This is a genomic window from Pseudonocardia sulfidoxydans NBRC 16205 (genome assembly GCF_007989085.1).
Classification (GTDB): domain Bacteria; phylum Actinomycetota; class Actinomycetes; order Mycobacteriales; family Pseudonocardiaceae; genus Pseudonocardia; species Pseudonocardia sulfidoxydans.
In genome coordinates this window covers 25,470-45,518 of sequence record NZ_BJVJ01000031.1, presented here as the reverse complement: position 1 = coordinate 45,518, position 20,049 = coordinate 25,470, and the positions used below count along the sequence as shown (strand labels likewise).

The following is a 20,049-nucleotide window of genomic DNA, read 5'->3' as shown; positions in this document are numbered from 1 at the left end:
CCGGGCGCGGGTTTGCTCGTAGCGTGTGCGCGGTGACCGACCCGACGCTGGGCCAGCTCGTCATCGGGGTGGAGGGGTTGGCGCTGCTGCGCCGGCTGTACACCGCCGACGGGGCGGGGATCCGGGCCGACCGGCTGGCCGAGATCCGCGACGCGCTCGACCGTGCCGATCTCGACGTCCCGCTCGGCACGGAGACCGACGTCGACGCAGGCTACGTGCAGTGGTCGCGCTCCTACGACGCCCCGTTGCGGCTCTTCGCCGTCGAGGGTGCGGCGGTTCGCCCGCGGGTCGACGCCTGGGCGCCCGGCACCGTCCTCGATGCGGCCTGCGGGACGGGGCGCTGGTCGGAGTACCTCGCCGCGCGGGGGCACGCGGTCGTCGGCGTCGACCGGTCGGCGGCGATGCTCGACCTCGCCCGGCCCAAGATTCCGGGTGGCCGGTTCGAGGAGGGCCGCCTCGACGCCCTCCCGCTCGACGACGGCTGCGTCGACAACGCGGTGTGCGCGCTGGCGATGGTGCACGTCGCCGACGTCGGACCGGTGTTCGCGGAGCTGGCGCGGGTGGTGCGGCCGGGTGGGCGGGTCGTCGTCAGCGACGTGCACCCGTTCCTGGTGACGCTCGGCTGGCAGGCACAGTTCGCCGGCGAGGAGGGGCGGGTGTTCATCCGGCCGCACCCGCACCTGGTGTCGGACTACGCCTGCGCGGCGCTGGCCGCCGGTTTCGCGGTGCGCGGCGTCGAGGAGCCGCGCCTCACCCCGGAGGCGGCGGCGACCCCGACGGCGGCGCTGGTGCCGGAGGCCAACGCGGCCGCCTACGTCGGGCTGCCCGCCGTCGTCGTGTGGGAGTTCGAACGCACCTGACGGACGCCGACGTTGCCGTCCGGGCTCGCGCGGCACACCATCGTGGGGGACCGCTGCGGTGGAACGGAGAGACGTGACGGAACAGAAGAGCTACCCGACGGCGCTGGGTGCCGCGAGCCGCGAGTCGATCACGCTGCTGGGCACCGACCTGGCCGCCGACGTCATGGGCGAGGTCGGGTTCGGTGAGCTGGCGTTCTGGCTGGCCACGCAGCGCCGCCCCGACCGCGGTGAGGTGCGCGTCTTCGAGGCGGTTCTCGCCGCGCTCGCCGACCACGGCTACACCCCGACCGCGATCGTCACCCGGCTCACGTACCTGTCGGCGCCGGACTCGGTGCAGGGCGCCATCGCCGCGGGGCTGCTCGGTGGTGGCTCGCGGTTCCTGGGTGTCACCGAGGACGTCGGCAACTTCCTGCACGAGGTGCTCGCCGAGGCCGGCGCCGTCCCTGCCGACGATGCGGGTTTCGACGAGCTGGCCCTGAGGACCGTGACCGCGCAGCGGGCCGAGGGCCGGTTCGTGCCCGGCCTGGGCCATCACGTCCACAAGGACGGCGACCCCCGCACCCCTCGCCTGATGCAGATCGCGCGGGAGGAGGGGAAGTTCGGGCCGCACCTCGCGCTGTTCGAGGCCATCGGCCGTGTCCACCCGCAGGTGCTGGGGAAGACGTTGCCGCTCAACGGTGCGGGCGTCTGCGGTGCCGCGCTCGCCGACCTCGGGCTGCCGTTGGCGCTGCTGCGCGGGTTCGCCCTGCTGGCCCGCACGGCCGGGCTGATCGGGCAGCTCGCCGAGGAGATGCGCCATCCCGTCGGCAACGACATCTTCCTGTCCGTCGACCTCGACAACCGCTCGGTACCGCCGGACCCGATCGAACCCTCGTGAGCGGCGATAGTCGCCATAGCGACTATCGCCGCTCACAGGGTTGACCTGCTCACGACAACGACGTCATCTCCCGGAAGGGGCACGGGCATGGAGCTCGTCACCGAGGACAACATCACCGATCTCGCCGCGGCCCGGTGGGGGACGGCGCACGACCCGCGCACCGCGCAACTCCTGGAGGCGCTGGTCCGGCACCTGCACGCGTTCGCCCGCGAGGTGCGGCTCACCGAGGCCGAGTGGATGGCCGCCATCCAGTGGCTCAACGCCACCGGCCAGATCAGCGACGACCGCCGCGAGGAGTTCATCCTGGCCTCGGACGTGCTGGGGCTGTCGATGCTCGTCGTCCAGATGAACAACCGGCTCGATCCCGACGCGACCCCGGCGACCGTGCTGGGCCCGTTCCACATCGACGGGTCGCCGGAGCGCGAGTACGGCGGCGACATGTCCGACGGGCTGCCCGGTACCCCGCTCTACGTGCACGGCACGGTCCGCGACCTCGACGGGAAGGCCGTCGGCGGGGCACTGCTCGACGTGTGGCAGGCCGACACCGACGGTATGTACGAGGCGCAGGTCGTGACCGACGAGGCGCGGCTGCGCGCCAAGTACCACTCCCGTTCCGACGGCGGGTACTGCGTGCGGACGGTCGCGCCGCTGGGCTACGCGATCCCGATGGACGGGCCCGTCGGCGAGCTGATCCACCGCACCGACATCAGCCATTTCCGGCCCGCGCACGTGCATTTCCTGGTCACCGTCGACGGTCACGAGCCGCTGGTCACGCACCTGTTTCGGGAGGGCACGGAGTACCTCGACAGCGACGTCGTGTTCGGGGTGAAGGAGCCGCTCGTCGTGGCGTTCCAGGAGCGGGAGCCGGGCCCGACGCCGGACGGCGGGACGTCGGACGTGCCGTTCCTGGTCGCGGAGTACGACTTCGTGCTGCAACCGACCGGGCGGTAGAGGTGCTCGCCGGAAGGCCGTCCCTGGGGTGCTGACGATCGAACGCTGATCGACGACAATCTCCTCCGGCGGGGGGAGGGTGCGCGTGCGCAGGTCGACGACGGCGGTGCTGCTGGTCATCGGCTGCCTGTTGCTCGCGGGCTGCGGCAGCAGCCTGGAGCGGCGGGCGGTCGACGGGCTGGTCGACTCGTGGACGGCCGGGCCGTTCTACCAGCTGCCCGACCCCGTCCCGGCCGGTGCGCCGGGAACGGTCGTGCGCAGCGAACGGCTCGGCAGCACCCCGGACGGTGCCACGGCGTGGCGGGTGCTCTACCACTCTCGCGACGTGAAGGGCGCCGACCTGCTCACGTCCGGCGTCGTCGTGGTGCCGGACGGGCCGGCGCCCGCGGGCGGGCGCACCATCGTGTCCTGGGCGCACCCGACGACGGGCACGGCCCAGCGCTGCGCGCCGTCGGTGGGGGCCGACCCGTTCGACCTGATGGAGGGCCTGTCCGACCTGCTCGCCGCCGGGTACGTCGTCGCCGCGGCCGACTACCCCGGGATGGGCGCGGCCGGTCCGCCCTCGTACCTGATCGGGGTGACGACCGGCAACGCCGTCCTCGACGCCGCCCGGGCCGCCCGGGCGATCCCGGAAGCCGGTGCGTCGCAACGGCTGTTGCTCTGGGGGCACTCCCAGGGCGGGCACGCGGCGCTGTTCGCCGGGCAGCTCGCGCCGACCTACGCCCCCGAGCTGCAGCTGGCCGGTGTCGCCGTGGCCGCCCCCGCCACCGACCTCGGCGACCTGCTCACCGCCGACATCGTCGACGTCTCGGGCGTGACCATCGCCTCGTACGCGTTCCAGGCCTACTCGACGGCCTACGGCGCCCCGCTCGCCTCGATCCTCACCCCCGGCGGCGTGACCGCGACCCCGACGATGGCGCAGCTGTGCCTCCTGGGCCAGAACGCGCAGCTCCACGACATCGCGAGCCCGCTCGTCGGGCACTACCTCGCCGCCGACCCGACGACGACCCAGCCGTGGGCGGACCTGTTGGCCGCCAACACCCCCGGCGCCGCGAAGCTGGGGGTGCCGCTCTTCGTCGCCCAGGGTGAGGCCGACACCCTGGTCCGCCCGCAGGTCACCGCCGCGTTCGTCGCCAAGGAGTGCGCGCTCGGGACCCACGTGACCTCGAAGACCTTCCCCGGCGTGGACCACGGCGGCATCGCCGTCGTCGCGATCCCGTCGCTGATCCCGTGGCTCAAGGCCGCCGAGGCGGGCGCGTCGCAACCCTGTGAGCGGCAATAGTCGCTATAGCGACTATTGCCGCTCACGACCCCCGGGGCAGGTCAGTGCGCGGCGCCCGCGCGCCAGTAGCCGCAGAACATCAGGTTCTCCTTGGGGACGCCCGAGCGCACCCAGTGCCGGCGGGCGCCCGTGGCGAGGGCCTGCTCGCCGACGGCCCAGCCGTAGAACGGGCCCGCCGGCAACGGCTGCGCCTCGACGGCCGCGAGCGCGGCCCGGCCGGGAACGGCGTCGTGCGAGTCGCGCACGATCCAGGTGATCTCGACACCGGGCGGACCCACCAGCGACTGGGTGTCCTCGCTGGTCGGGACCTCGAGCAGCGCGTGGCCGCGAGCCGTCGAGGGGAGGGAGGCGAGGATGCCGGCGGCGCCGGGCAGGCCGCTCTCCTCGGCGACGAGCACCACCTGGTCGAGCCCGGGTGCGGGGTTGAAGCCGATGCCCTCGTCGATCAGCGCGACGGGATCGCCGGGCGTGCACGTGCGGGCCCAGGCGACGCCCGGGCCGGCACCGGCGTCGTCGGGGGAGCCGTGGACGACGATGTCGATGTCGATCTCGTTGCCCGTGTCGGCCTCCCGGTGGGCCCGGATGCTGTACGTGCGCAGCGATGGGCGGGTGGCCTTCGACTGCGCCAGGAAGCGCGTGTAGCTGAGCATGGTCAGCTTGGTGGGCAGGTTCTCCAGCGCGCCGCCCGCCGTCGGCATGAACAGCCGGAACCATTGGTCGAAACCCAGGTGGCGCAACCGGTCGAGGTCGCCGCCGCCGAGGGTCACGCGTGTCATGTGGGGTGAGATCTGCTCGCGGCGCACCACGCGGGTGGTGAGCAGCTCCGAGACCTCGGGCTTGATCCGGGTCGCCCGGATGTTGGTGCGGGCCATGCCGACCTCCTCGCGTCGCTGCCCGAGACCCTACGGTAAGGCAACCCTGGCCTAAAGGAGACAGCCTGTTGTAAATTCCGCAACCATGTCGACCGCCGTAGCCGCGACCGACCGGGACACCCCCGGCGACGCCGCACCGCCGCCCCCCGTGCCCGAACCCGACGCCCGCGCCCACGCCCGCCGCGAGACCGCCGCGCTGCGCGAGATCAAGACCCCCGTGGCCGGCGCGATCCGGATCGCGTGCGTCCTCGCCGCCGTCGGCGCCGCCTGCGCACTCGTGCCGTTCGCCGGGCTCGCCGCGCTGGGCGAACTGCTGCTCGCGCCCGGGCCCCTCGACACCGGCCGGGTCGTGCTCGTCGCGTGGCTCGTCGTCGCCGGGCTCGGGGCGCGCGGCCTGCTCATCGGCATCGCCCTGACCATCACCCACCTCGCCGACCAGAAGCTGCAGGGCCTGCTGCGGGCGCGGATGGTCCGCCGGCTCGGCCGGGTCCCCCTCGGCTGGTTCTCCACGACATCGTCGGGCCTCGTGCGCAAAGCCGCCCAGGACGACGTCCACGACCTGCACCAGCTCATCGCCCACCACCAGGTGGAGCTCACCGCGGCGACGGTGCTGCCCGTCGCCGGTATCGGGTACCTGGCCTGGCTCGACTGGCGCCTCGCCCTGCTCTCGCTCGCGACGCTGCCGATCTACGCAATGGCCTACGCGTGGATGATGCGCGGCTTCACCGACAAGATGCACCAGATGAACGCGGCGTTCGCGCGGGTCAGCGCCGCGGTCGTCGAGTTCGTCAGCGGCATCGCCGTCGTCAAGACGTTCGGGCAGGGCCGCCGCGCCCACGAGAGCTACCGGCGCGCCGCGGGCGAGTACGGGCAGTTCTACGGCGACTGGGTCCGCCCGATGCTGCGCCTGGAAGCACTGTCCACCATGGCCGTCGGGGCGCCCGTCGTCGGGCTCGTCGCGACCGGCGGCGCGGTCTGGTTCGCCGCCGAGGGCTGGGTGACACCCGTCGAGGCGCTCACCGGGATCCTCGTGTCCCTCGTCGTGCCGACGACGATCACCGTCCTCGGCTTCGGCGCCTCGAACCGGCGCACCGCGGCCGCGGCGGCCCTGCGCATCCACGAGCTGCTCGAGACCCCGGAGCTCCCCGTCAGCGAGAACCCGCAGGTCCCCGACGGGCACCGCGTCGAGTTCGACGCCGTCTGCTTCAGTTACGACGGCGAGACCGACGTCCTGCGCGACGTCACGCTCGCCTGCGAACCCGGCACCGTGACCGCGTTCGTCGGACCGTCCGGGTCGGGCAAGTCGACGCTCGCGACGCTGCTCCCGCGCTTCCACGACGTCACCGCCGGGGCCGTCCGGATCGGCGGCGTGGACGTCCGCGACGTCGACCCCGCCGTCCTCTACCGCCACGTCGGGTTCGTGCTGCAGGACGTCCAGCTCGTCCACGGCAGCGTCGCCGACAACGTCCGGCTCGGCCGTCCCGACGCGACCGACGCCGAGGTCCGAGCCGCCTGCGAGGCCGCAGGAGTCCACGCCCGCATCACCGAGCTGCCCCGCGGCTACGACTCCGTCGTCGGCGCCGACGCGCAGCTGTCCGGGGGTGAGGCGCAACGGGTCTCGATCGCCCGCGCCCTGCTCGCCGACACCCCCGTGCTCGTCCTCGACGAGGCAACCGCGTTCGCCGACCCCGAGTCCGAGGACCGCATCCAGGAAGCCCTCTCGCGGCTCGCCGCCGGGCGGACGGTGCTCGTCGTCGCGCACCGGCTGTCCACGATCGTCGGGGCCGACCGCATCGTCGTCCTCGACCGCGGCCGCGTCGCCGAGACCGGTACGCACGACGAACTCCTGGCGCTCGACGGCGCCTACGCCCGCCAGTGGGAGGCGCACCGATGATCGCCGATCTGCTCGCGCTGCTCGGGCCTGCGCACAAGCGCCGGCTCTACACCTACTTCGCGTGGGTCGTCGCCTACGGCGTGGCCCAGGGCGTCGCGACGATCCTGCTCGTCCCAGTCTGGGAGGCGCTGCTCGCCGGGGACACCGCCGCGGCTCTGTGGGCGCTGCTGTGGGTGGCCGTCGCGGTCGTCGTCACCTGCGTCGCGCACTACGTGCAGGCCATGCGCGGTTTCGCCGTCGCCATCATCGTGCTGCGCACCATGCACGAATGCCTCGGCGACCACGTCGTCACCCTGCCGCTGGGCTGGTTCACCGGGGAGAAGGTCGGCCGGCTCTCGCGCACCACGACCAGCGGCACGATGATGGTCGCCGGCCTGTTCGCGCACCTGCTGACACCCACGATCGTCGGCATCGCCACCCCGGCGACCATCGCGATCGGCACCCTGTTCTTCGACTGGCGGCTCACCGTCGCCGTGCTGGTCTGCACCCCGCTGCTGTACCTGGCCTTCCGGGCCGGCGGTCGGCTCGTCGGCCGCGGCGACGTCCTCGACGACGCCGCCGCCGTCGACTCCGGCAACCGGGTCGTCGAGTTCGCCCGCACCCAACGGGTGCTGCGCGCGTTCGGGCGGGGCGTCGAGGGGTACGCCCCGCTCGACGCCGCGCTGGAGCACCAGCGCCGCACCGGGCGCCGCACCACCTGGTACGCCGTGCTCGGGATCGCGCTCGGGTCGTTGACCGTGCAGCTGGCGTTCACGCTGCTCCTCGTCGTCGGCGTCACCCTCGCCGTGTCGGGCGCGCTCGCCGCGGGCACCGCCGTCGCACTGATCGCGCTGGCCGCCCGCTTCACCGGCCCCCTCGCCGAGATCGGCGACTACGCGGGCGTGCTCAGGATGGCGCGCAACGACCTCTCCCGGCTCACCGCGATCCTCGACGAGAAGTCGCTGCCCGAGGCCCCCGCCGCCGTCGCGCTGCCCGAGCCCGGCGCCCTGGAACTCGACGGCGTTACCTTCGGCTACGAGCCCGGCCGCCCGGTCCTTCGCGACGTCACCCTGCGGGTCCCGCCGCGGGGCACCACCGCACTCGTCGGCGCCTCCGGCTCGGGCAAGACCACCGTGACCCGGCTCGTCGCCCGCTTCTGGGACGTCGACTCCGGCACCGTGCGTGTCGGCGGCGCCGACGTCCGCGACCAGCCCACCGAGCAGCTCATGGCCCAGCTCGCGCTGGTCTTCCAGGACGTCTACCTGTTCGACGACACCCTGGAGGCCAACATCCGCGTCGGCCGCCCCGACGCCTCCGACGAGGAGGTCCGCGAGGCCGCGCGCCTGGCCGGGGTCACCGAGATCGTCGACCGGCTGCCCGGGGGCTGGTCCTCGAGGGTCGGGGAGGGTGGCACCGCGCTCTCGGGCGGTGAGCGTCAACGGGTCTCGATCGCCCGCGCCCTGCTCAAGGACGCACCCGTCGTCCTGCTCGACGAGGCCACCGCCGCCCTCGACCCCCAGAACGAGCGGTACCTCACCGCCGCGCTGCGTACCCTCGCCGAACGCAGCACCGTCCTCGTGATCGCCCACCGGCTGCAGACCGTCGTCGCCGCCGACCGCATCGTCGTCCTCGACGACGGCCGCGTCGCCGAACAGGGCACCCACGACGAGCTGCTCGCCGCCGGCGGACGCTACGCCGACTTCTGGGAGGCTCGGTCGCGGGCGAAGGGCTGGCGGCTCACCGCGGCCGGGTAGCGTCGGTGGCCGTGACAGCAGTCGGCCGCCGGCCCGGCCGGCCCCCCTCGCTCACCCGCGAGGAGGTCGCCCGCGCGGCACTCGCCGAGGGCTTCGACACCCTGTCGATGCCCTCGGTCGCCCGCCGCCTCGGCGTCAGCCACTCGACGCTGTACCGCTACGTCGACAGCCGCTCCGACCTGCTGCTCGCCGCCCTGGAGATCGCAGTCGCCGAGCACGACTGGCCGTCGCCGGAGCTGGGGTGGCGGCCGCTGCTGGAGGCGTTCGCCGACGCGCTGTGGCGGATGGTCGAGGTCCGCCCGGGCATGGCCGAGGCCGCCTACACGATGACGTCGCTGCCGCCGCAGGTCATGCAGCTGCTCGGCGCCTACGGGGCCCGGCTGCGGGCGGAAGGTTTCACCTCCCGTGACGCTGTGGTGGCGCTCGACTTCCTCGTCGACCTCGTCTTCTCGACGGCCATCGCCATGCGCGGACTCGACGCCGTCGAGGAGACCCCGGACGGCCCGCGCACCCGTCGCGAGCTGCATCGGGACTCGATGCGCTCGCTGTCGGGTGTCTCCCCGGCGATCGACGAGGACGCCACCTGGCGCGGCCGCGGCTGGTTCCACGACAAGCTCGACATCATGCTCGACGGCCTGGAGCTGCGCCTGCGCCGCCGGTGAGCGCCTGCGCCGCTGCTGCGCCGCGCGTGGGCGGCTGCGCCGCTGCGCCGCGCGAGGGCGGCTGCGCCGCCTGTGAGCGGCGATAGTCGCTATGGCGACTATCGCCGCTCACGACCGCGCGCGCCCGCCCCGGAACTGCGGGTTCCGCGAGATCTGTTCCGGGTGGATGCTGTCGCCGTGACGCTGATCCTCGATCTGTCGTTCTGGGACACGGTCCTGCTCATCGTGTTCGTCGTCGTGGTCAGCTTCGGCGCCGGCCGCGTCCTCGGCGTGCGGCGCGGCTTCTGGCGCTCCGCAGCCGCGGGGATCATCGGCACCCTCGCCGGGCTGGCGGTCGCGGCCACCCTGCTGCGCGGCGACACCGAGGCGACCGGCGAGGACGTCCTGGTCGTCGCGTTCGGCTTCGCCGTCCTCGCGACGATGATCGTCAGCGTCACCCTCGAAGCCGTGCTGCGGCCCCACCGCACCGGCCGCCGTGCCTCGCTGCGGACGCGGGTGCGGTCGTTCCTCACCGTCGGTGGGCGGCTGTGGGAGGTCGCGCGGATCGCACGCCGGCACGGCCTCGCCGGGCCCCGGCTCGCGTCGCGGGCGGCGTTGTCGAGTGCCGACGGCGGGCTGCGGCTGCGCCGCTTCCTCGAGGACTGCGGCGGCATGTTCGTGAAGTTCGGGCAGATCGCGTCGACCCGGTCGGACCTGCTCCCGGCACCGGTCGTCGCCGAGCTCGCCGACCTGCAGGCCAACGTCAAGGCCGTCCCGACCCCACTGATCAAGGAACGCGTCGAGGACGAGCTCGACGCCCCGCTCGCGGAGGTGTTCGCCGAGTTCGACGACGAGCCGCTCGCCGCCGCGTCGATCGGCCAGACCTACCTCGCGCAGCTGCGCGACGGCGAGCCCGTTGTCGTCAAGGTCCGACGGCCGGGCATCGAGGTCGGCGTCGCCCGCGACTCGGCGGTGCTGCGCTGGGCCAGCCGCACCGCGGCCCGCCGGTCCGCGGCCGTGCGCGCGCTCGGCCTCGCGCCGCTCGCCGAGGAGCTCATCCGCTCCATCGACGGCGAGCTCAGCTACCTCGCCGAGGCGGCCGCCGCCCGCGCGCTCGACAACGCGACGACCGAGCCCGGAGTGCGCATTCCGCACGTCGTCACCGACCTGAGCACCGACGCCGTGCTCGTCCTGCAGCGGGTCGTCGGCCGACCGGTGTCCGACACCGCCGCCGTCGACGCCACCGGAGTCCCGCGCACCGAACTGGCGAACCGCCTGCTCGCCACGTTCATGACCCAGGTCATGACGGCCGGGGTCTTCCACGCCGACCCGCACCCCGGCAACGTCCTGATCGACGGTGAGGGCACGTTGTGGCTCATCGACTTCGGCGCCGTCGGCATCATCGACCCGGTCACGATGGAGGCGTTGCAGCTCATGGCCGCCGGGCTGGCGACGGGCCAGCCCGGGCTCATCGTCCGCGCCCTGCGGCCACTGGCCGGAGCGGCCGGCGACGCGATCCGCCCGCAGGCCCTGGAGGCCGAGATCAGCCGGGTGCTTTCGGCCCAGATGCACGCGGGCGGGTTCGATCCGCGCAGCATGCAGGACGTTATCTCGATCATGCAGCACCACGGCATCCCGGTCCCGCCGACGCTCACCCTGCTCGGCCGTGCCCTCGTCACCCTGGAGGGCACGCTGCGCGTCGTCGACCCGCAGGTCGACCTCGCCACCGCCGCCGCCTCCCAGCTGGGGTCCACACTGAACCTCAGCCCCGAGGGCACGCAGGACGTCGTCCGCAAGGAACTGGTGCGCAACCTCCCGTCGCTGCGTGCGCTGCCCGGTCTCGTCGAGGACCTCGCGCTCCAGTTGCGTTCGGGGCAGGCCCGCGTGCAGGTCGACGCCTTCTCCGGCCCCGGCAGCCGCACCGTCTCCCGCTGGGTCGACCGGACGATGTTCGCGGCCGTCGCGGCGGTCGGGCTGCTCGCGTCGGCACTCATGCTCGTCGGCGCCGCGCTCGCCCCCGACACCGCCGCATCCGGGACGCTCACCGCCGTCGGCTACATCGGGCTCGTCGTCACCTCGGCGATGCTGATGCGCGTCGTCGCCCAGATCCTGCGCCGCGAAGCGGAACCCGACGTCTGACCGACCCGGGGTCTGCTCACACGACTCCCCGCGCCGTGGCCGCGCACGCTTGACTGGTTCGCGACGACCCCCGACGACGAGGAGCGCGCCGATGCGGACCTGGCTGATCACCGGATGCTCGACAGAACTGGGACGCGCGCTCGCCCGCGCCGTCCTCGCGACCGGTGAGCAGGTCGTCGTCACCGCCCGCGGCGCCGCCGCGGTCGCCGACATCGTCGACGCCCACCCCGACACCGCCCTCGCCGTCGCCCTCGACGTCACCGACCCCGCGGCCGTCACCGCCGCCGTGGCTGCCGCGCAGGACCGGTTCGGCACTGTCGACGTGCTCGTGAACAACGCCGGCTACGGCTACCGCTCCGCCGTCGAGGAGGGCGACGACGCCGACGTGCGGACGCTCTTCGACACCCACGTCCACGGCCCCGTCGCGCTGGTCAAGGCGGTCCTGCCGGGGATGCGGGCGCAGCGGTCGGGCGCGATCGTCAACATCTCCTCGATCGGCGCCCGCATCTGCCCGCCCGGGTCGGGGTACTACTCCGCGGTGAAGGCGGCGCTGGAGGCACTGACGGGGTCGCTGCGCAAGGAGCTCAGCCCGTTGGGCATCACCGCGATGGCCGTCGAACCCGGCGGGTTCCGCACCGACTTCGCCGGCCGGTCGCTCACCCAGTCCGCCGTCCCCATCGACGACTACGCCGACACCGCGGGGCCGCGCCGCAAGGAGAACGACCGGGTCCACGGCACCCAGGCGGGCGACCCCGACCGCGCCGCGACCGCGATCATCGAGGTGCTGGGCTCGGGGCAGGCACCGGAGCTGCTCGTCCTGGGCACCGACGCGTTCGAGGCGCTCAGCTCTGTCCTGGACGCGCAGGCCGCCGAGCTCGCGCGGTGGCGGGAGGTCTCCACCGGCACGGACTACGCCGCGGGCTGATCCCCGTGCGAGAGAGCAGGCCCGGACCGGAACGCTCTCGCCGGTACCGAACGAGAAGGGCGATGCTCGACCCGGGCCTACCCACTCATCGGATTCGTCACCGTTGGCCCCCTGGTCCGGTGACGCCCGTACCCGGGTCAACGCACCACGCCGCCTCCGGTCACCCTGCCCACCCGTTCGTGTGATCCACACGATGTCGTCCGTTCGTCCCCTCCTGTCCCGCGAGGACGGATCGTTGCTGGTCCGGACGGGCGCAGGCGCGTTCGGGCGGTTGCGGCCGGGGTCGTGCGGAGCCGCGCTGCCCGGCTGCGTCCGGCCCCGGCCGGACAGACGTCGTGAGTGGCGATAGTCGCTATAGCGACTATCGCCACTCACAGGGTTTTGATCGCGGGCGTTGTGGTTATCCGCCGGAGGACCACCGCTTCGGGGTGGGCGTTCGGAGGGAGATGTCGTGACGGAACCGCAGCACGAACCGCACTTCGGCGAGGGCGAGCCCGAGCAGGAGCCCCACTTCGGCGAGCAGACCGAGCCGACCGACGAGCCCGCGGGCGGCGACGCCGGCGACGAGTCGGAGTCCCCGAGTTGACAGGGCCGCAGCACCGGGCGTACCGGACGGGGATGCTCCGGTGATCCTCCTCTGCCCGCCCGGGGTCTACCGCGCGCAGTCCGACACCCAACTGCTCGCCGGCCATCTCGACCGGCACGTCACGGGGCGCAACGTCCTCGACCTCGGCACCGGGACCGGGGCACTCGCACTGACCGCCGCCCGGGCCGGGGCCGCGTCGGTGACGGCCGTGGACCTGTCGTGGCGCTGCGTCGCCGCCACCCGGCTCAACTCGCTGCTGCACCGGACGGCCGCCACGGTCCACCGTGGTGACCTGTTCGAGCCGTTGGGCGGCAAGAGGTTCGGCGTGATCGTCGCCAACCCGCCGTACGTCCCGTCGACGGGCCCGGTGCTGCCCCGCCACACCGCCGCCCGGAGCTGGGACGGCGGGCCCGACGGCCGTGCCGTGCTGGACCGCATCTGCGACGGTGCGGCCGACCATCTCGACCCCGACGGGGTGCTGTTGCTCGTGCACTCGGAGGTCTGCGGCCCGCAGGCCACCGTCGACCGGCTCGCCGCGGCGGGCATGGTCGCCGACGTCGTCGACAGCGCCCGGATCCCGTTCGGGCCGGTCATGCGCTCGCGGGCGGGGTTGCTGGAACGCCGCGGGCTCATCGCGGCGGGCGATCGGTTGGAGGAGCTCGTCGTCGTGGAGGCGCGCCGTGGCTGACCCGACGAGCGTCGTCCTCACCGACGACGGCCCGGCGCTGGTCAGGGGGCCCGTCGAGCTGAGTCTTCCCGACGGGAGGCGCGTGCGTTCCGACCGCGCGGTCACCGCCGTGTGCCTGTGCCGGCGCAGCAAGCGCTACCCGATCTGCGACACGTCCCACCGGCGCAAGGTCCGGCGGACGGAGGGCGACGAGTGACCGGCCCGCCGATCCCGGCTCCCCGCGGCCCGCTGTCCGGGGCCGTCGTCGACGCACTGCGCGGCGGGCCGGTGCGCGACGTCGACGTCACGGGTGCCGATCCCTACGGCGACGATCTGCAGCTGGCCCTGCACTGCTGCTACGAGCTGCACTACCGCGGTTTCGACGGTGCCGACGCCGACCTGGAGTGGGACCCCGACCTGCTGCGGCTGCGGGTCGCTGTCGAACGCGTCTTCCTCGCCGCACTGCGGGCCGACGTCGAACCCTCCGACGACGTCGACGCCGAGATCGAGGCGCTGCTGGTCGAACCGGTCGGGCCGGATCTGCGCGGGCTGTCGCATCACCTGTTGCGCGACGGCACGATGGAGCAGCTGCGCGAGTACGTCACGCACCGGTCGATCTACCACCTCAAGGAGGCGGACCCGCAGGCCTGGGCCATCCCGCGCATCGGCGGTGCGGCCAAGGCCGGGCTGGTCACCGTCGAGCACGACGAGTACGGGTCCGGGCGTCCGGAGCGGATGCACTCGTTGTTGTTCGCCGAGATGATGACCGAACTGGGGCTCGACGCCGGGTACGGCGCCCATGTCGACCGGGTGCCGGGGGAGACCCTGGCCGAGGTCAACCTGATGTCGCTGTGCGGGCTGCGGCGCAGCCTGCGGGGCGCGTCGGTCGGCCAGTTCGCGATGGTGGAGCTGACGTCGTCGCCGGGGTCGGAGCGGCTCGTGCGCGCGATGCGCGGGCTGGGCTGCGGGCCGGCCGCGATCCGGTTCTACGACGAGCACGTCGAGGCCGACGCCGTCCACGAGCAGGTGGTCCGGCGCGACGTCCTCGCTCCGCTGCTGGCGGCCGAACCGGATCTGGCCGCCGACGTCGTGTTCGGGATTCGCGCGGCCCTGTTCCTCGGGGAACGGATGCAGGAGCGGCTACTCGGGGCGTGGGAACGGGGCGGGTCGAGCCTGCGCGAGCCGGTCCCCGCCGCGGCCTGAGGCTCTCGCCGAGTTCGACCGGATACTGGTTCCGGCCATGATCGAACCAGGCTCACGTCGAACTCGGCGTGTGCCGGCCGGGCGTCGGGGTGGGGCACGGACCGGTCGACATCGGCTCAGCCGAGCGCGCGGATCCGGCGTCCCACCTCGGCGGTCACGGCGGCGACGTCGGCGTCCAGCGCGACGGCCACCGGGGGACCGCCCGCCTCGGTCCGGCGGTCGATGACCGTGACCCCGCGCTCGGCGCCCTGGGAGCAGGCGACCGCGAGCGGGAACGGGCTGGTGCGCAGGCTCCCCGGGACCACGGCCTCCAGGACGGCGAGGGTGTCGTGGAGGGCGACGGAGTCGTGGCCGTGCCGCTCGACGAACGTGTCCCGGTAGAGCCGGGCGGTGCGCACCAGCACCTCCGTGCGCGGTCCGGCGAGCGCGAGGTCGTCGAGCCACGCACCGTCGACGCGGGCGGCCATCGTGAGGTCCAGCGGGACGAGCGTGACGGGCACGTCGTGCTGGGTCAGGACGCGGTGGGCGGCCTCGGGGTCGGCGTAGACGTTGAACTCGCCCGCTCCCCGGGTGTTGCCCGCGCCGAACGAGCCGCCCATGGCGACGATCCGGCCCAGCCGCGGCACGAGGTCGGGCCTGGTCGCGAGCAGCAACGCGGCGTCGGTGAACGGCCCGAGGCAGACCAGCGTGACGGGCTCGGCGGCGGTGAGCAGCACGTCGGCCATGAGGTCGACGCCCTGGCGTGGGTCGGCGGGGCCGGGCTCGGGGAACTCGTCGCCGCGCAGCCCGAGGCCGTCGACGCCGTGCCAGTCCGGCGCCGTCTCGGCCTGCGGGTGCACGAGCGGGCGGATCGACCCGGCGGCAGCGGGGACGTCGGACCGCCCGGCGAGCGCGAGGATGCGCCGCAGGTTCGTGAACGTCTGCTCCCGGCCGACGTTGCCGTAGGTCGCGACGACGGCGCGCACGTCGACCTCGGGGCTGCACAGGGCGAGGACGATCGCGAACGCGTCGTCCACCCCGGGGTCGGTGTCGATGATCATCGGGACGGGCAACGACGGCCTCCTCGCGGCGTGTCCGGTCCGGTCACGGGCTCTCGACGGGTTCCCAGCGCTGGTCCTGCGCCGGCTCCCACGCCCGCATCCGTGTCAGCAGTGTGGCCGGATCGGTCCCGGACAGCACGATGCCACGGTCGGCGGGGCGCACGAATCCCTCGTCGACGGCGTGGTCGAGGAACCGCAGGAAGTCCGCGTAGTAGCCGGCCGTGTCGAGCAGGCCCGTCGGCTTGGCGTGCAGGCCGAGCTGCGACCACGTGAGCACCTCGGCGAACTCCTCCAACGTCCCGAGCCCGCCGGGCAGCGCGACGAACCCGTCGGCCAGCTCGCCCATGAGCGCCTTGCGTTCGTGCATGGACTCGACGACGTGCAGCTGCGTCAGGCCCTCGTGGGCGATCTCGTCGCCGAGCTGTTGACGGGGGATGACGCCGTGCACCTGTCCGCCCGCCGCGAGCGTGGCGTCGGCCAGCGCGCCCATGGTGCCGACGCTCGCGCCGCCGTAGACGAGAGTGATGTTCTCGCTGCCCAGCAGCGTGCCGAGCCGCTGGGCCCCGGCGAGGAACGCGGGGTCGCGCCCGGTGTTGGAGCCGCAGAACACGCACAGGCTCCTGATGTCGGTCATCGCGGTCTCCTCCGCTCGTGGCCGGTCACCGGTACGCCGCCCGGCCGGTCAGGGTTTCGCCGATGACGAGGGTGTGCACCTCGTCGGTGCCTTCGTAGGTCCGCACGGACTCCAGGTTCGCCGCGTGCCGCAGCGGCGGGTACTCACCGGAGATCCCGTTGCCGCCCAGGATCGTGCGGCACTCGCGGGCGATCGCGATCGCCTCGCGCACGTTGTTGAGCTTGCCGACGCTGACCTGCTCGGGCCGCAGCTCGCCCCGGTCCTTGAGCTTTCCGAGGTGCAGCGCCAGCAGGGCGGCGGTGTTGAGCGAGACCGCCATGTCGGCCAGCTTCTTCTGGGTCAGCTGGAACGCGCTGATCGGCCGTCCGAACTGGACCCGGGTGTCGGCGTAGTCGAGCGCGGTGGCGAGGCAGTCGCGGGCGGCGCCGACCGCGCCGAACAGGATGCCGAACCGGGCCTCGTTCAGGCACGACAGCGGGCCGCGCAGCCCGCGTGCCTGCGGCAGCATCGCCGACGCCGGGAGCCGGACGCCGTCGAGGCTCAGCGCGGAGGTCACCGACGCGCGCAGCGACAGCTTGTGGCCGACGTCGGTCGTGGTGAACCCGGGGGTGCCGCGGGGGACGAGGAAGCCGCGGATGCCGTCGTCGGTCCGTGCCCAGACGGTCGCGACGTCGGCGAGCCCGCCGTTGGTGATCCACATCTTCGACCCGTCGAGCACCCAGTCGCCGCCGTCGCGTACCGCGTGGGTGCGCATCGACCCGGGGTCGGACCCCGAGTCGGGCTCGGTGAGGCCGAAGCAGCCGATCGCCTCGCCCGCGGCGAGCCGCGGCAGCCACTCCTGCTTCTGCTCCTCGGAGCCCCAGCGGTGGATCGAGTACATCGACAACGATCCCTGCACCGAGACGAAGCTGCGCAGCCCCGAGTCGACCGCCTCCAGCTCCAGGCACGCCAGCCCGTAGGAGACGGCGCTCGTGCCTGCGCAGCCGTAGCCGTCGAGGTGCATGCCGAGCAGGCCGAGCTTGCCCAGCTCCGGCACCAGCTCGCGCGGGAACGTCGCGGCCTCGAACCAGCCCGCGACGTGGGGGCGGGCGTGGTCGTCGAGGAACTCGCGCACCGTGCGCCGGATGTCGCGCTCCTCCTCGGTGAGCAGCGCGGACACCGCCAGCAGGTCCAGCGGGTCGGTCATGACGGGCATCGGCGGGTCTCCAGTGCGGGTGGCGGTCACGGGGCGAGCTGCCGGGCGGGCCGGAGGTAGACGGTGGTCGTCGTCGTGAAGAACTCGCGGGCGGCGACGCCCTGCTCCTTCGGGCCGAAGCCGCTGTCCTTGGCCCCGCCGAACGGCACGTGCGGGTCGGCGCCCGCGGTCTCGGAGTTGACGTGCAGGACACCGACGTCGAGCGTCGCGACGGCCGCCGCGACGGCGTCGAGCCCGTTCGTGAACACGGCCGCCGACAGCCCGAACACGCTGTCGTTCACCAGCTGCAGCGCTTCGAGGTCGGTGGCGGCGCGCCGCACGGCGAGGACGGGCCCGAACAGCTCGTCACGCCACAGGGCGTCGTCGCCGTCGAGTTCGACGACGGTCGGCGCCAGGTAGGCGCCCCCGGCGCGCTCGTCGGTGTAGGGAGCGCCGCCGCAGAGCAGGCGGACGCCGGCGCGCGTGCCGGCGGCGTCGACGGCGGCCTGGACCTCGTCGCGAGCGGCGGGGGAGACGAGCGGCCCCATGTCGGTGCCGTCGGCACCCGGGTCGCCGACGCGGATCGTCGCGACCCGGCGGACGAGCCGGTCGAGGAAGTCCTCGGCGACCGCGTCGGTGACGATCACGCGTGAGGTCGCCGTGCACTTCTGTCCGGTCGAGCGGAACGCCCCGGCGACGATCTGGTCGACGGCCAGGTCGAGGTCGGCGTCGGCGAGGACGGCGGCGGCGTTCTTGCCGCCCATCTCGGTCTGCACCGGGCGGGCCAGCTCGCCGCAGCGGGCGATGATCCGCCGCCCGACCGTGGTCGACCCGGTGAACGTGACGCGCCGGATGCCCGGATGTTCCAGCAGCGCGGGCGCATCGGTGTTGCCGATGAGCAGCAGCGACAGCACGCCCGGCGGCAGCCCGCCCTCGACGAGCGCCTCCGCGAGCCGCATCGCGAGCAGCGGGACCGCGCTCGCCGGCTTCCAGACGACGGGGTTGCCGTAGGCGAGGGCGGGCGCGATCTTCCACGCCGGGATCGCGATCGGGAAGTTGAACGGTGTCACGACGGCGACGGGGCCGACCGGGCGGCGCACGACCTGGATCTGCTCGTCGGGACGCGGTGAGGCGTAGACCTCGCCGACCGGGCGCAGCCCGGCCGACCCGTGGAACCGCAGGATCTCCGCGGCCCGGCGGACCTCGCCGATCCCTTCCGCGCGGGTCTTGCCCTCCTCCCGGCACAGTTCGGTGCCCCACTCGTCGGCGTGGGCTTCCAGGACGGTGGCGGCCCGGGCCAGGATCTCGCCGCGGACCGGGAACGGCGTCGCCGCCCAGGACGCGGCGGCACCGACGGCGGCCCGCACGGCCTCCTCGATCTCGGGGGCACCCGCGAGGTGACCGGTCGCGACGATCTCACACGGGCGGGCCGGGTCGACGTCGACGATCTCCGGGCCGTCGGGGTCCACCCAGGTGCCGCCGACGAGGCTGCGCAGCGCGACAGGGCCGGTCACGCCGTCGCCGCCTTCGCGCGTTCCCGCAGTCCGGGCAGCACGTCGACGCAGAACTGCTCGAGGAACCGGTGCTGGTCCCCGCCCGGCCCGTGCAGCACCAGGTCGGTGAACCCGAGGTCGAGATAGGCACCGATGCGCTCGACGACGTCCTCGGGGTCGTCGGAGACGATGAACCGGGTGTGGGCCTTGTCGGCGTTGGCGTCGGCGAGGCGTTCCATCTCGACGGCGTCCTCGACCCCGGTCTTCTGCTCGGAGCTGAGCGCGAGTGCCGCCCACCAGTGGCAGTTCGTGTATGCGGTGTCGAGGTCGCGGTCGTAGGACACCTTGATCTCGATCATCCGGCGCAGGTCGCCGGGGTCGCGGCCGGCCTGGGCGGCGCCCTCGGCCACGTTGGCGAGCAGCGTCCGGTACAGCTCGGGGTCCTTGCCCGACGTGCAGATGAACCCGTCGCCGACCCGCCCGGCGAGCTTGGCCGCGAGCGGGCCCGACGCCGCCAGATAGACGGGGACGGGCTGCTCGGGCCGGTCGTAGACCGTCGCCTTCTCGGTGCGGTAGTACGTGCCGTCGAAGTCGACGCGGTCCTCGGTCCACAGCCTGCGCATCAGCGTGACGGCCTCGGCCATCCGCATCCGGCGTTCCTTCGGCCCGGGGAACTGCGCACCGGTCGCCGGGGTCTCGTTCATCGCCTCGCCCGACCCGATCCCCAGAACCACCCGACCCGGGTTGAGGACCGCGAGGGTGCCGAAGGCCTGCGCGACGATCGACGGGTGGTAGCGCAGCGTCGGCGTCAGGACGCTCGTGGCGAGCACGGCCCGTGAGGTCGACGCGCCGACGGCACCGAGCCAGGTCAGGGCATTGGGAGCGTGCCCGCCGCGGTGGCGCCACGGCTGGAAGTGGTCCGACACGGCGACGATGTCGAGGCCGCGGTCCTCGGCCTCGACCGAGAACTCGACCAGCTCACGAGGCCCGAACTGCTCGGCGGAGGCCTTGTAGCCGATGCGGACGTCGCCGGTGGCGACCAGACCGGACGAGGGCATGGTGCGGGGTCCTTCCCGGA

19 protein-coding genes are annotated in these 20,049 nt (G+C 73.6%); 13 read left to right on the top strand and 6 right to left on the bottom strand.

What is annotated here, in order from left to right:
- The first annotated feature begins 32 nt into the window (after positions 1-32).
- The 4 genes from PSU4_RS16240 (at position 33) to PSU4_RS16225 (ending at position 3,970) form a co-directional block, all read left to right on the top strand.
- Positions 33-860 (top strand): class I SAM-dependent DNA methyltransferase, encoded by an 828-nt coding sequence (locus PSU4_RS16240; RefSeq protein ID WP_147108931.1) that lies wholly within the window; start codon positions 33-35, stop codon positions 858-860.
- A 73-nt stretch (positions 861-933) separates the two neighbouring features.
- The gene (locus PSU4_RS16235) at positions 934-1,737 is read left to right on the top strand and encodes a citryl-CoA lyase (protein ID WP_147108927.1); all 804 of its coding nucleotides are present in this window, start codon (positions 934-936) and stop codon (positions 1,735-1,737) included.
- Positions 1,738-1,824: 87 nt separating this feature from the next.
- Positions 1,825-2,688, top strand: coding sequence for a dioxygenase family protein (locus PSU4_RS16230; RefSeq protein ID WP_147108924.1), 864 nt, complete (start codon positions 1,825-1,827; stop codon positions 2,686-2,688).
- An 85-nt stretch (positions 2,689-2,773) separates the two neighbouring features.
- Complete coding sequence (locus PSU4_RS16225; protein WP_186816993.1) at positions 2,774-3,970, top strand: alpha/beta fold hydrolase; 1,197 nt, start codon at positions 2,774-2,776, stop codon at positions 3,968-3,970.
- Positions 3,971-4,011: 41 nt separating this feature from the next.
- Here PSU4_RS16225 and PSU4_RS16220 read toward each other — a convergent pair whose 3' ends face one another.
- A complete protein-coding gene (locus tag PSU4_RS16220; protein ID WP_186816992.1) occupies positions 4,012-4,842 on the bottom strand; it encodes a siderophore-interacting protein in 831 nt (276 codons plus the stop codon).
- An 85-nt stretch (positions 4,843-4,927) separates the two neighbouring features.
- Here PSU4_RS16220 and PSU4_RS16215 point away from each other — a divergent pair, with 85 nt between their 5' ends.
- The 9 genes from PSU4_RS16215 (at position 4,928) to PSU4_RS16180 (ending at position 14,630) form a co-directional block, all read left to right on the top strand.
- A complete protein-coding gene (locus PSU4_RS16215) occupies positions 4,928-6,736 on the top strand; it encodes an ABC transporter ATP-binding protein (protein WP_147108922.1) in 1,809 nt (602 codons plus the stop codon).
- Entirely contained in the window at positions 6,733-8,469 is a 1,737-nt protein-coding gene (locus PSU4_RS16210; protein WP_147108919.1) for an ABC transporter ATP-binding protein, read from the top strand. Before PSU4_RS16215 ends, PSU4_RS16210 begins: the two co-directional genes overlap by 4 nt.
- A gap of 11 nt (positions 8,470-8,480) precedes the next feature.
- Positions 8,481-9,131 (top strand): TetR/AcrR family transcriptional regulator, encoded by a 651-nt coding sequence (locus PSU4_RS16205; RefSeq protein WP_222596282.1) that lies wholly within the window; start codon positions 8,481-8,483, stop codon positions 9,129-9,131.
- Between the two features lie 177 nt (positions 9,132-9,308).
- Complete coding sequence (locus tag PSU4_RS16200; RefSeq protein WP_147108917.1) at positions 9,309-11,249, top strand: ABC1 kinase family protein; 1,941 nt, start codon at positions 9,309-9,311, stop codon at positions 11,247-11,249.
- Between the two features lie 91 nt (positions 11,250-11,340).
- On the top strand, positions 11,341-12,174 hold the full coding sequence (locus PSU4_RS16195; protein WP_147108915.1) for an oxidoreductase: 834 nt from the start codon (positions 11,341-11,343) through the stop codon (positions 12,172-12,174).
- Positions 12,175-12,625: 451 nt separating this feature from the next.
- The gene (locus PSU4_RS32800) at positions 12,626-12,760 is read left to right on the top strand and encodes a hypothetical protein (RefSeq protein WP_281290691.1); all 135 of its coding nucleotides are present in this window, start codon (positions 12,626-12,628) and stop codon (positions 12,758-12,760) included.
- Positions 12,761-12,800: 40 nt separating this feature from the next.
- A complete protein-coding gene (locus tag PSU4_RS16190; protein ID WP_147108912.1) occupies positions 12,801-13,448 on the top strand; it encodes a HemK2/MTQ2 family protein methyltransferase in 648 nt (215 codons plus the stop codon).
- On the top strand, positions 13,441-13,644 hold the full coding sequence (locus PSU4_RS16185) for a CDGSH iron-sulfur domain-containing protein (protein WP_147108910.1): 204 nt from the start codon (positions 13,441-13,443) through the stop codon (positions 13,642-13,644). Before PSU4_RS16190 ends, PSU4_RS16185 begins: the two co-directional genes overlap by 8 nt.
- Entirely contained in the window at positions 13,641-14,630 is a 990-nt protein-coding gene (locus PSU4_RS16180; RefSeq protein ID WP_147108907.1) for an iron-containing redox enzyme family protein, read from the top strand. The genes PSU4_RS16185 and PSU4_RS16180 overlap by 4 nt, the downstream gene beginning before the upstream one ends.
- A 116-nt stretch (positions 14,631-14,746) precedes the next feature.
- Here PSU4_RS16180 and PSU4_RS16175 read toward each other — a convergent pair whose 3' ends face one another.
- Genes PSU4_RS16175 through fgd form a run of 5 tightly spaced genes read right to left on the bottom strand, consistent with a single transcriptional unit; the run spans position 14,747 to position 20,029 of the window.
- Entirely contained in the window at positions 14,747-15,682 is a 936-nt protein-coding gene (locus PSU4_RS16175) for a nucleoside hydrolase (RefSeq protein ID WP_186816991.1), read from the bottom strand.
- A 31-nt stretch (positions 15,683-15,713) separates the two neighbouring features.
- Positions 15,714-16,304 (bottom strand): LOG family protein, encoded by a 591-nt coding sequence (locus tag PSU4_RS16170; RefSeq protein ID WP_222596281.1) that lies wholly within the window; start codon positions 16,302-16,304, stop codon positions 15,714-15,716.
- A gap of 25 nt (positions 16,305-16,329) precedes the next feature.
- On the bottom strand, positions 16,330-17,490 hold the full coding sequence (locus PSU4_RS16165; protein WP_147108904.1) for an acyl-CoA dehydrogenase family protein: 1,161 nt from the start codon (positions 17,488-17,490) through the stop codon (positions 16,330-16,332).
- Between the two features lie 35 nt (positions 17,491-17,525).
- Complete coding sequence (locus PSU4_RS16160; protein ID WP_147108901.1) at positions 17,526-18,992, bottom strand: aldehyde dehydrogenase family protein; 1,467 nt, start codon at positions 18,990-18,992, stop codon at positions 17,526-17,528.
- The gene (gene fgd, locus PSU4_RS16155) at positions 18,989-20,029 is read right to left on the bottom strand and encodes a glucose-6-phosphate dehydrogenase (coenzyme-F420) (protein WP_147108898.1); all 1,041 of its coding nucleotides are present in this window, start codon (positions 20,027-20,029) and stop codon (positions 18,989-18,991) included. The genes PSU4_RS16160 and fgd overlap by 4 nt, the downstream gene beginning before the upstream one ends.
- Between the last annotated feature and the right edge of the window lie 20 nt (positions 20,030-20,049).